This is a genomic window from Microbacterium arborescens (assembly GCF_049707515.1).
Taxonomy (GTDB): domain Bacteria; phylum Actinomycetota; class Actinomycetes; order Actinomycetales; family Microbacteriaceae; genus Microbacterium; species Microbacterium arborescens_B.
In genome coordinates, this window is sequence record NZ_JBNAFI010000003.1 from 409,572 (window position 1) to 421,742 (window position 12,171).

General features: G+C 68.9%; 8 protein-coding genes. 7 read left to right on the top strand and 1 reads right to left on the bottom strand.

The genetic code is table 11. The annotated features are described in order from the left end of the window. Window positions 1–39: 39 nt before the first annotated feature. The 5 genes from ACPYN5_RS08940 to ACPYN5_RS08960 all read left to right on the top strand — a co-directional run bounded on the left by ACPYN5_RS08940 (window position 40) and on the right by ACPYN5_RS08960 (window position 9,739). Complete coding sequence (locus tag ACPYN5_RS08940; protein WP_424448631.1) at window positions 40–678, top strand: hypothetical protein; 639 nt, start codon at window positions 40–42, stop codon at window positions 676–678. Window positions 679–779: 101 nt separating this feature from the next. Then, window positions 780–1,406, top strand: a complete 627-nt coding sequence (locus tag ACPYN5_RS08945; protein ID WP_424448632.1) for a hypothetical protein — start codon at window positions 780–782, stop codon at window positions 1,404–1,406. A gap of 247 nt (window positions 1,407–1,653) precedes the next feature. Next, on the top strand, window positions 1,654–5,148 hold the full coding sequence (rpoB, locus tag ACPYN5_RS08950; protein WP_424448633.1) for a DNA-directed RNA polymerase subunit beta: 3,495 nt from the start codon (window positions 1,654–1,656) through the stop codon (window positions 5,146–5,148). Between the two features lie 41 nt (window positions 5,149–5,189). Further along, window positions 5,190–9,062 (top strand): DNA-directed RNA polymerase subunit beta', encoded by a 3,873-nt coding sequence (rpoC, locus tag ACPYN5_RS08955; protein WP_424448634.1) that lies wholly within the window; start codon window positions 5,190–5,192, stop codon window positions 9,060–9,062. Between the two features lie 95 nt (window positions 9,063–9,157). Continuing rightward, window positions 9,158–9,739 carry an SH3 domain-containing protein gene (locus ACPYN5_RS08960; RefSeq protein ID WP_424448635.1) on the top strand — a complete coding sequence of 194 codons (582 nt, stop codon included), beginning with the start codon at window positions 9,158–9,160 and terminating at the stop codon, window positions 9,737–9,739. Between the two features lie 21 nt (window positions 9,740–9,760). On the opposite strand, the gene ACPYN5_RS08965 is transcribed toward ACPYN5_RS08960, so the two are convergent. Next, the gene (locus ACPYN5_RS08965; RefSeq protein ID WP_424448636.1) at window positions 9,761–10,405 is read right to left on the bottom strand and encodes a hypothetical protein; all 645 of its coding nucleotides are present in this window, start codon (window positions 10,403–10,405) and stop codon (window positions 9,761–9,763) included. A gap of 129 nt (window positions 10,406–10,534) precedes the next feature. On the opposite strand from ACPYN5_RS08965, the gene ACPYN5_RS08970 reads away from it, so the two are divergent. Together ACPYN5_RS08970 and ACPYN5_RS08975 are read left to right on the top strand one after the other, a co-directional pair. Next, window positions 10,535–11,662: an ABC transporter gene (locus ACPYN5_RS08970; protein ID WP_424448637.1), complete on the top strand. Its 1,128-nt coding sequence runs from the start codon at window positions 10,535–10,537 to the stop codon at window positions 11,660–11,662. Then, a complete protein-coding gene (locus tag ACPYN5_RS08975) occupies window positions 11,662–12,135 on the top strand; it encodes a hypothetical protein (RefSeq protein ID WP_424448638.1) in 474 nt (157 codons plus the stop codon). Before ACPYN5_RS08970 ends, ACPYN5_RS08975 begins: the two co-directional genes overlap by 1 nt. Window positions 12,136–12,171 lie beyond the last annotated feature (36 nt).

Here is a 12,171-nt window from a genome sequence, read left to right on the forward strand (position 1 = left end):
ACCGCGTTCGTCCGGCCCGGTTCCCCTAGCGTCGACACCATGACTCGCACCAAGACCACCACGTCCGCCGCGCTGCTCGTCTCCGCGGCTCTCCTTCTCGCCGGCTGCGGCGGGCAGTCGGACGATACCGCCGCGTCGGGGGACGCCGGCTCGTCGTCCTCGTCCTCGCCCTCCGCATCCGCGCCCGCCGCGGACGCACCCGATGTCGAACCCGCGTCGGGTGAGTCGATCACCGGAACCGGCTACACCTTCTCGGTGCCCGAGGGGTGGGCGATCCCCGACCAGGAGCTGCCCGGGATGGACCAGGTCGACGTCTTCGTCGCCAACCTGACCGACGCCTCGGCCGACGGGTTCGCCGACAACGTCAACGTGGTGCTCTCGCCCGCGCCGCAGGCCATCTCGGCCGACGACATCGAGGAGTTCGGTGTTGCCGAACTCGAGGAGCAGGGCGGTGCGACGGACGTCGCCGTGCAGGAGCGCACCTCCATCGCCGGCGCCGAGTCCGCCCACATCACCGCCGCCGTCACGCAGCAGGGAGTGACGTACAACGTCGACCAGTTCTACCCCTCGAACGACGACCAGACCTACGTGGTGACCTTCTCGTTCAGCCCCGAGGTGACGGATGCCGACCGTGCCGCGGTCTACGACGCCGTCCTGGCCTCGTGGGCCTGGGCCTGACCTTCTCTTCCGCCGACGCGCCGCCCGCTCTCGCAGCGGGCGGCGCGTTCGTCGCTGTCAAGGGGAGTGCCCGGGCGTGGGATTCACCTAGCGTGTGACCCATGACGCGCTCCCGAGCCACTCCGATCGCCGCCGTCCTCGTCTCGGCGGCGCTGCTGCTCGCCGCGTGCGATGCCCGGCCGGGTGGCGGCGCGTCGGACGAGCCGGCCGGCAGCACCGCGCCGTCCGCGAGCCCCACCGCGCCCACCGGCAGCCCCTCGGCCGAAGCGGAGCCCGGTGAGACGATCGCGGGAACCGAGACGGTGACGGGGACCGGCTACAGCTTCACCGTCCCCGCCGGATGGACCGTTCCCGAGCAGGATCCCACCGGCGGCCAGGTCGACCTGTTCGTCACCGAGTCCTCGGATGCGCAGAGCCGGTACATCAGCGTCGTCGTCTCACCCGGCGTCATCACCCCCGAGGACGTCGAGGCCGACGGCGCCGCGAGCCTCGAGGCCGTCGGAGCCACCGACGTCGCGCTGGAGGATCGCGTCGACATCGCCGGCAGCGAATCGGCCCACCTCGTGGCGACCATCGCGCAGGACGGCGTGGAGACGCTGATCGACCAGTACTACGCGACGCGCGACGAGCGGACCTTCGTCATCACCTTCGCCTCGCCGGCCGAGACGGCGGAAACGGATCGCCGTATGCTGGCCGACACCGTGCTCTCGAGCTGGACCTGGAGCTGACCTTCCGAGCCGCGAGCGCGCTTTTATACCGCAGCATCCGGGGGTCGTCAAGGATCCCGCTGGACATGGCGCGTCGCGCCGCCTATAGTTGTTATTTGCGCTCCCTTCCCCTTGCCCTCATATGGTGGTCGGCTTGTGCTCTGCGCGATTCCGCCTGTTCGACGGCGTGAGACGCGAGAGCTCGGATCGGGAGCACTCCACCTGACGACAAGGAACCGGCCCCACCCGGGCCACGGAGGTAATCCCCTTGGCTGCTGCGAGCAACGCATCCACCACCACCCCCAAGAACGGCCGAGGCGCTTCCCGTCTCTCGTTCGCGAAGATCTCCGACAAGCTCACGGTCCCCGACCTGCTCGCGCTGCAGACGGAGTCCTTCGACTGGCTCGTCGGCAACGAGGCGTGGAAGACGCGCCTCGCCGAGGCGCAGGCCGCCGGCCGCACCGACATCGCCCTGCAGAGCGGCCTCGAGGAGATCTTCGAGGAGATCTCGCCCATCGAGGACCTCGGCGAGACGATGCAGCTGTCGTTCACCAACCCCTACCTCGAGCCCGAGAAGTACTCCATCGAGGAGTGCAAGGAGCGCGGCAAGACCTACGCGGCCCCGCTCTACGTCGAGGCCGAGTTCATGAACCACCTCACCGGTGAGATCAAGACCCAGACGGTCTTCATGGGCGACTTCCCGCTCCAGACCGGCAAGGGCACCTTCATCATCAACGGCACCGAGCGCGTCGTCGTGTCGCAGCTCGTGCGCTCGCCCGGTGTCTACTTCGACAAGACGCCCGACAAGACCTCCGACAAGGACATCGTCTCGGCCCGCGTCATCCCCTCGCGCGGTGCGTGGCTCGAGTTCGAGATCGACAAGCGCGACCAGGTCGGCGTCCGCATCGACCGCAAGCGCAAGCAGTCGGTCACCGTCTTCCTCAAGGCCCTCGGCCTGACCAGCGAAGACATCATGGCCGAGTTCGCCGGGTACGACTCGATCGAGGAGACCCTCGCGAAGGACACGATCCTCACCAAGGAGGACGCGCTCCGCGACATCTACCGCAAGCTGCGTCCGGGCGAGCAGGTCGCCGCCGAGGCCGCCCGTGCGCTGCTGGACAACTTCTACTTCAACGCCAAGCGCTACGACCTCGCCAAGGTCGGCCGCTACAAGATCAACCAGAAGCTGGGTCTCGACACCCCGATCGAGGAGTCGGTGCTCACCGTCGCCGACATCGTCGCGACCATCAAGTACCTGGTTCGTCTGCACCGCGGCGACGCGACGTTCGACGGCATCCGCGACGGCAAGCCCGCCGAGATCCGCCTCGACACCGACGACATCGACAACTTCGGCAACCGTCGTATCCGCGCCGTCGGCGAGCTCATCCAGAACCAGGTCCGCACCGGTCTGTCGCGCATGGAGCGCGTCGTCCGCGAGCGCATGACCACGCAGGACATCGAGGCGATCACGCCGCAGACCCTGATCAACGTGCGCCCCGTCGTCGCCGCGATCAAGGAGTTCTTCGGAACCTCGCAGCTGTCGCAGTTCATGGACCAGAACAACCCGCTCGCGGGTCTGACCCACAAGCGCCGCCTGTCGGCGCTCGGCCCCGGCGGTCTGTCGCGTGAGCGCGCCGGCGTCGAGGTCCGCGACGTCCACCCCTCGCACTACGGCCGCATGTGCCCGATCGAGACCCCCGAAGGCCCGAACATCGGTCTGATCGGCTCGCTCGCGTCGTTCGCCCGCATCAACGCCTTCGGCTTCATCGAGACCCCGTACCGCCGCGTCGTCGACGGCAAGGTCACCGATGAGATCGACTACCTCACCGCCAGCGAGGAGAACGACTACGTCGTCGCGCAGGCCGGTGTGGAGCTGAACAAGGACGGCTCGTTCGTGGCCGACCGCGTTCTCGCCCGTCGCGGCAAGGGCGGCGAGGTCGACCTCTTCCCCAACGATGAGATCGGCTACATGGACGTCTCGCCGCGCCAGATGGTGTCGGTGGCCACCTCGCTCATCCCGTTCCTCGAGCACGACGACGCGAACCGCGCCCTCATGGGTGCGAACATGCAGCGTCAGGCCGTGCCGCTGCTGCGCAGCGACTCGCCGCTGGTCGGAACCGGTATGGAGGGCTACGCCGCGATCGACGCCGGCGACGTCATCACCGCTCAGAAGGCCGGTGTCGTCTCCGAGGTCTCGGCCGACGTCGTCACCGTGCAGCTCGACGAGGGCGGCACGCAGGACTACTTCCTCCGCAAGTTCGACCGCTCGAACCAGGGCACGTCGTACAACCAGCGCGTCGTGGTCTCGGCCGGTGAGCGCGTCGAGGTCGGCGAGGTCATCGCCGACGGTCCCGCGACCGAGAACGGCGAGCTCGCGCTCGGCAAGAACCTCCTCGTCGCCTTCATGACGTGGGAGGGTCACAACTTCGAGGACGCGATCATCCTCAGCCAGGAGCTCGTGAAGAACGACACGCTCTCCTCGATCCACATCGAGGAGTACGAGGTCGACGCCCGCGACACCAAGCTCGGCAAGGAGGAGATCACCCGTGACCTCCCCAACGTCGCGCCCGACCTGCTGAAGGACCTCGACGAGCGTGGCATCATCCGCATCGGCGCCGAGGTCCGCCCCGGCGACATCCTCGTCGGCAAGGTCACGCCCAAGGGTGAGACCGAGCTGTCGGCCGAGGAGCGTCTGCTCCGCGCGATCTTCAACGAGAAGAGCCGCGAGGTGCGCGACACGTCGCTGAAGGTGCCCCACGGTGAGCAGGGAACCATCATCGCGGTCAAGGAGTTCAACGCCGAGGACGGCGACGACGAGCTCGGCTCGGGCGTCAACCGCCGCGTCGTGGTCTACATCGCCCAGAAGCGCAAGATCACCGAGGGCGACAAGCTCGCCGGCCGCCACGGCAACAAGGGTGTCATCGCGAAGATCCTCCCCGTCGAGGACATGCCCTTCCTCGCCGACGGCACGCCCGTCGACGTCGTGCTGAACCCGCTCGGCATCCCCGGTCGAATGAACTTCGGCCAGGTGCTCGAGCTGCACCTCGGATGGATCGCGGCGCAGGGCTGGAAGGTCGAGGGAACCCCCGAGTGGGCTGACCGCCTGCCCGAGGTCGCGCGCGAGGCCGCTCCCGGCACCAAGGTCGCGACGCCCGTGTTCGACGGCGCGTTCGAGTCCGAGATCGCCGGGCTCCTCGACTCGACGAACCTCACCCGCGACGGCGAGCGTCTCATCGACTCCTCGGGCAAGACGAAGCTGTTCGACGGCCGCTCCGGCGAGCCGTTCCCGGCTCCGATCTCGGTCGGCTACATGTACATCCTGAAGCTGCACCACCTCGTCGACGACAAGATCCACGCGCGCTCGACGGGCCCGTACTCGATGATCACCCAGCAGCCGCTCGGTGGTAAGGCGCAGTTCGGTGGCCAGCGCTTCGGTGAGATGGAGGTGTGGGCCCTCGAGGCCTACGGCGCCGCGTACGCGCTCCAGGAGCTCCTGACGATCAAGTCCGACGACATCGTCGGCCGCGTGAAGGTCTACGAGGCCATCGTCAAGGGCGAGAACATCCAGGAGCCCGGCATCCCCGAGTCGTTCAAGGTGCTCATGAAGGAGATGCAGTCGCTCTGCCTGAACGTCGAGGTCCTCTCGGCCGACGGCACCGAGGTCAACCTCCGCGACACCGACGATGAGGCCTTCCGCGCGGCGGAAGAGCTCGGCATCAACATCTCCAGCCGCTTCGAGTCCTCGTCGATCGACGAGATCTGATCCGGCCAGGCAACGAACAGAATTCCGACACAGGAGAATCAGTGCTCGAGTCACACACCTTCGATCAGCTTCGCATCGGCCTGGCCACTGCTGACGACATCCGTCGTTGGTCCTTCGGCGAGGTCAAGAAGCCCGAAACCATCAACTACCGCACGCTCAAGCCCGAGAAGGACGGCCTCTTCGGCGAGCAGATCTTCGGCCCCTCCCGCGACTGGGAGTGCGCCTGCGGAAAGTACAAGCGCGTCCGCTTCAAGGGCATCGTCTGCGAGCGCTGCGGCGTCGAGGTCACCAAGTCCTCGGTCCGTCGCGAGCGCATGGGCCACATCGAGCTCGCCGCTCCCGTGACCCACATCTGGTACTTCAAGGGCGTGCCCTCGCGCCTCGGGTACCTGCTCGACATGGCGCCGAAGGACCTCGAGAAGGTCATCTACTTCGCCGCGTACATGGTGATCTCGGTCGATGAGGATGCGCGTCACCGCGACCTCCCCACGCACGAGAACAACCTGCGCCTCGAGATCAAGAACCTCGGCGACCGCCGCGACGCCCGCGTGGCGACGCGTCTGGCCAAGCTGGAGGAGGAGCTCGCGACCCTCGAGGCCGACGGTGCCAAGGCCGACCAGAAGAAGAAGGCCAAGGACTCCGCCGAGAAGGACATGTCGACGGTTCGCAAGAACTTCGACGAGCAGATCTCGCGCCTCGAGCGGGTGTGGGAGGAGTTCCGCTCCCTCGAGGTCGGCCAGCTCAAGCAGGAGGACGACGTCTTCCACGAGCTGCAGGACCGGTTCGGTCAGTACTTCGAGGCCTACATGGGCGCCGAAGGCATCCAGCGCCGCCTGGCCGCGTTCGACCTGGCAGCCGAGGCCGACTCGCTGCACCTGCAGATCTCCGAGGGCAAGGGCCAGCGCAAGATCCGTGCGATCAAGCGCCTGAAGGTCGTCAACTCGTTCCTGCAGACCGGCATGTCGCCGGCCGCGATGGTGCTCGACGTCGTCCCGGTGATCCCGCCGGAGCTGCGTCCGATGGTCCAGCTCGACGGTGGCCGCTTCGCGACCTCCGACCTCAACGACCTCTACCGTCGTGTGATCAACCGCAACAACCGTCTGCGTCGTCTGATCGACCTCGGGGCTCCCGAGATCATCGTCAACAACGAGAAGCGGATGCTGCAGGAGGCCGTCGACGCGCTGTTCGACAACGGTCGTCGCGGTCGTCCGGTCACCGGCACCGGCAACCGTGCGCTGAAGTCGCTGTCCGACATGCTCAAGGGCAAGCAGGGACGTTTCCGTCAGAACCTGCTCGGAAAGCGCGTCGACTACTCGGGTCGTTCGGTCATCATCGTCGGACCCCAGCTGAAGCTGCACCAGTGCGGTCTGCCCAAGCAGATGGCGCTCGAGCTGTTCAAGCCGTTCGTCATCAAGCGCCTGATCGACCTCGGTCACTCGCAGAACATCAAGGCGGCCAAGCGCGCCGTCGAGCGCACGCGTCCCGAGGTCTGGGACGTGCTCGAGGAGATCATCCGCGAGCGGCCCGTGCTGCTCAACCGTGCACCCACCCTGCACCGCCTGGGCATCCAGGCCTTCGAGCCCCAGCTCGTCGAGGGCAAGGCGATCCAGCTGCACCCGCTCGTCTGCGCGGCGTTCAACGCCGACTTCGACGGTGACCAGATGGCCGTCCACCTGCCGCTCTCGGTCGAGGCGCAGGCCGAGGCCCGCATCCTGATGCTCGCGTCGAACAACATCCTCAAGCCCTCGGACGGCCGTCCGGTCACCCTGCCCTCGCAGGACATGATCATCGGTCTGCACCACCTGACCACGGTCATCGAGGGTGCCGCGGGCGAGGGGCGCGTGTTCGGCTCGGTCGGCGAGGCGATCCTGGCCAAGGACGAGGGCACCCTCGACCTGCAGGCCAAGGTCCGCATCCGCATCCCGGGTCTCGCGTTCCTCGAGGGCGACGCCCCCGAGGGCTACGAGCGCCACGGTCTGGTCGACGCCTCGCTCGGACAGGCGATCTTCAACGACACCCTGCCCAAGGGGTACCCGTTCGTCCGCGAGCAGGCCGACAAGGGCAAGCTGTCGCAGATCGTCAACAAGCTGGCCGAGGAGTACCCCAAGACCGAGGTCGCGGCATCCCTCGACCGGATCAAGGACGCCGGCTTCCACTGGGCGACCCGTTCGGGCGTCACCGTGGCGCTCAGCGACGTCCTGACGCCGCCGAACAAGGCCGAGATCATCTCGAAGTACGAGAAGCTCGCGTCGAAGGTCCAGGGCCAGTTCGAGAAGGGTCTCGTGACCGACGCCGAGCGTCGTCAGGAGCAGATCAAGATCTGGACCGAGGCCACCGACGAGGTGCAGGCCGCCATGAAGGCGAACTTCCCCGCCGAGAACACCATCAACCGCATGGTCTCGTCGGGCGCCCGTGGTAACTGGCTGCAGATCCGTAACATCGCCGGTATCCGAGGCCTGGTTAACAACACCAAGGGTGAGATCATGCCGCGTCCGATCATCTCCTCGTACCGCGAGGGGCTGTCGGTGGCGGAGTACTTCACCGCGACGCACGGTGCCCGTAAGGGTCTGGCCGACACCGCGCTGCGTACCGCCGACTCGGGTTACCTGACCCGTCGTCTGGTGGACGTCTCGCAGGACGTCATCATCCGCGAAGAGGACTGCGGCACGTCGAAGGGCCTCGAGCTCCCGATCGCCGCAGCCGGCGCCGATGGTGTCCTCATCAAGGACGCCAACGTCGAGAACTCGGTGTTCGCCCGTACGCTCGCCGCCGACGCCGTCTCGCCCTCGGGCGAGGTGCTGGCCGAGGCCGGCGACGACGTGGGCGACGTGCTCATCAACAAGCTCGTCGAGGGCGGGGTGACCTCCATCAAGGTCCGCTCGGTCCTGACCTGCGACTCGGCCGTCGGTGTCTGCGCGAAGTGCTACGGCCGTTCGCTCGCCACCGGCAAGATCGTCGACATCGGCGAGGCGGTCGGCATCATCGCCGCCCAGTCGATCGGTGAGCCCGGTACCCAGCTGACGATGCGTACCTTCCACACCGGTGGTTCGGCATCGGCCGACGACATCACGCAGGGTCTGCCCCGCGTGCAGGAGCTCTTCGAGGCCCGCACCCCCAAGGGTGCGTCCCCGATCTCCGAGGTCACCGGCCGCGTGACGATCGACGAGACCGAGAAGTCGAAGAAGATCATCATCACGCCCGACAACGGCGACGAGCCCGTGGTCTACCCCGTGCTCAAGCGTGCGACCCTCCTCGTCGAGGACGGGCAGCACGTCGAGGTCGGCGACCCGCTGCAGGTCGGCACGCTGGACCCGAAGGACATCATGCGCGTGCAGGGTGCCCGCGAGGTGCAGAAGTACCTCGTCGGCGGCGTGCAGGGCGTCTACCGTTCGCAGGGTGTGCCGATCCACGACAAGCACATCGAGGTCATCGTCCGGCAGATGCTGCGGAAGGTCACCGTGGTCGACCACGCCGACACGACGCTGCTTCCGGGTGAGCTGGTGGACTTCAAGAAGTACCAGCAGATCAACCGCGAGGCCGTGGCCGAGGGCAAGCGCCCCGCGTCGGGTCGTCCCGAGCTGATGGGTATCACGAAGGCGTCGCTCGCGACCGAGTCGTGGCTGTCGGCGGCATCGTTCCAGGAGACCACCCGCGTCCTGACGCAGGCGGCCATGGAGGGCAAGAGCGACCCGCTCGTCGGCCTCAAGGAGAACGTCATCATCGGAAAGCTCATCCCCGCCGGAACGGGCCTTGCGAAGTACCGCAATGTGGCCGTCGAGGCGACGGAGGAGGCGAAGAGCGAGCGGTACCCCAACCGCATCTTCGCGTCGGACGGCGCGTACAGCGACGCCGACCTGAGCTACGTCGACTTCGACAGCTTCTCCACCGACGGCGACTTCACCAGCTACAACTGATCGATCGCTGATCCTGCGAAGGGCCCCGGGCATGTCCCGGGGCCCTTCGTCGTGTCGGTCGGCGGCAGGCGGAGCGGCCCGATTACCGTGGAGGCGTGGCACGCATCGGGGGTCGGAACGTCGTCTTCGCCTGGATCGTCGGCGTGATCTGCGCCGGCGTCATCGGCGCGCTCCTGGTCCTGACGGTGCCGCTCGTCACGACCGGCATGGGCCTCATCGGGGGTGGCGCCGCCGCAGGTGGTCAGGCCGCCGCCGACGATGGCCCGCAGCAGTGCCGCGACCTGTACCCGGAGGCCCTCTGGGTGTCGATGCAGTACACGCCGGGTGCGGAGCTCGCCCAGACCGACGACGCGCCCGTCTCCACGGCGTCCGCGCTCGTGGAGGCCCTCGCGCCCGAGGTGCGATTCACGTGCGTCTGGACCGCCGACGCCGGGTCGATCTCGACGACCGTGGCCGCGGTGGGAACGGATGCCGGCTCGATCGCGGCATCCGCTCTGCCCGCTCAAGGCTTCTCGTGCTCCGAACGGGAGGCGCGAACGCTGTGCTCGCGATCGGAGGGCGATCTCATCGAGACCATCGAGGCCGCGAACGGGCTCTGGGTGTCGACGTCGCAGACCGGGTGGTTCCCCGAGCAGTACGCCAGCCGCGTCGGGAACGCGGTCTTCGCGCCCCGCTGAGCGGACGGGTCCGAGCGCTCGTCAGGGGGTGGGCGTGGCGGGGGCGACGGGCCAGAGCGACGCGATGATCCCCGTCGTGTATCCCTCGGGCGCGAGGTGCGAGAACTGCGTGTCGATCAGCACGCCGTCGCGGAAGAACAGCGTGCGACCGTCGGTGACGGGATAGCGAGCGTTCTGCCAGGTCTTCTCGCAGCGCACGCCGCCGGCGGGCTCGTAGCAGGTGAACCCGATGCCGGTGAGCTCGTTGAGGAAGTCGACGACGGGATTCTGCGACCCGTAGGAGATCGTCGTCACGATCTTGGCCGTGTCGGCACCGGGATCCGCCCAGACGCAGCGCAGCGACCCGTCCGGAAGGACTCCGCTCTCACCGAATGCGGGGTCGTTCAGGGGCACCGAGGTCAGGGCTGCGCGCGCGGGAGCGCCGAGGATGCCGGCGCAGTCGCGGGGGAGCACGGTCGTCGAGACGACGGACCCGGATGCCGCCGGGGGCGGGCCGCCCGCTTCGGCCGAGGTCGTCGCGGCGGGGCTCGGGGCGGCGGTTCCGGTCGCCGTGGTCGCGGCGGGCGCGGGCGCGGCGGTGCCGGGCTCGGGGGCGCAGCCCGCGAGCAGCACGGCCGCGAGGAGCAGGGCCGCGGGCGCGAGGCGGGGGAGGGCGCGCGAGGTCATGGCACGACGATACGTGCGCCCGCGGAGTCCGGTGCGCAGACACGTCGGCACGCCTGCGCGGCCCGCTCGCATCGCCGGGATATCCTCGCCTCTGCGGCGGCATCGGCCACCGCGTGAGGAGCACATCGCATGAGCGACCCCAAGTACGGCGAGCCGGTCGAAGAGCCGAAGCCGGTGGACGACGTTGTCGGCAGCGCGCGCGCCGGGCTCGCCGACGCCGAGGCGTCGCGCGATGCGGTCTCGGCCGACGACTGGGATGCCGCGTACTCCGGCTCCGGCGCCCTGCCCGAGCGCTCCGCGAGCGTCGAGTCCTCCTCCGACCGACCCGTCACCGATGACGCGACCTCCGACGCCGATGCGGCGCGGATCGATGCGGCGTCGTCCCGCGACGAGCGCACCGAGACCGTGGGCCAGACCGCGACCTCCGACGCGTGGAACACCCCGAGCGAGTGGGACACCCCGCGGGACGCGGACGGAGCGGCGGCATCCGGCGACCGCGGCGCGGCGAACGGCACCGCCGGTACCGCCACGGCAGCCGGCGGCGCCGCTGCTGCCACCACCGCGAGCGGAGCCGCCGCGAGCGACACGGCCACGCGCGCCTACAGCGCCGACGACCACGCCGACCGTACGAGCGGTGTGAGCGCGAGCGAGCCGGTCCGAGACACCACCGCGGCATCCACGCCGGCTCCCCAGCCGATCTTCGTACAGGCTCCCGAGGCCCCCACCCCGCGCGGCAACCGCGGCGCCGCCGGTGCGATCGGGCTGCTGGCCGCCATCGCCTTCGCCCTGATCTACCTCGGTGCCGCTCTGGGCATCGACGCGCTCCGGGGCGAGGTCACCACGGCCAACATCGGCGAGCAGGCCCTCGCTGCAGCGACCTCCTGGTGGCTCTGGGTGCCGGTCGCGGTCTTCTTCGTCGCGTTCTGGATCCTCGGCGCCTTCATCAACCGCGGCCGCTGGGGCCTGTGGGTGCTCCTCGGGCTCCTCGTGGGCTTCGCCTCCTACGCGGGCCACATCCTCGGCCAGTTGTTCCAGGCCCCGTTCTGGTCCATCGCTCCCAGCCAGGCGTTGACGATCGTCGGCGAGCAGGCGTTCGCGCCGCTCGCTCTCGTGGCCCTCGTCGCGGGCCGCGAACTGACCATCTGGTTCGGTGCGTGGGTCGCCGCCCGCGGCCGCCGGGTCACCGAGCTCAACGCCGAGGCGCAGCGCGAGTACGAGCGCACCCTCGAGGCGGGGCCCCAGCTGCACCGCTACTGATGTCGACCGCATCCGGCGGAATGCGCCCCGGGCTCGCCACCGCTTTCGCGGTCGTGGGCTTCGGGGCGCTCGCCATCTGCGGCCTCGGTGTGCTGAGCCTGGTGACGGGTGAGGACGTCATCGCCGTCCGCGGGCTCGGGGCGCTCCCCGGCGCCCTCGGGTTCGGGGCTGCGGTCGTCGCGTTGGCCGCGGTCCTCGCGACCGCACTGCGCGGGCCGCATCCGTCGTACGCCATCTCCGCGCTGACGGGCGTCGTCGCCCTGCTCGCCTACCTCGCCGGGCTCGTCGTGACCGCTCTGGCCGTCGGCGTCGATCCGGCTCGTGCGGTGGCCGCGGCGGGGGGATTCGCGGTGTCGTGGTTCGCCGTCATCCTCGTCGTCTCCGCCGCCGCTTCCGGGTGGATCGCGGTGGCGCTCGTGCGCACGCATGCGCACCCGCCGCGGTGGGCGTGGGAACGCGACGAGGAAGAATGACGCGAAATCCCGTCGCCACCGGCCCGGATCAGCGAC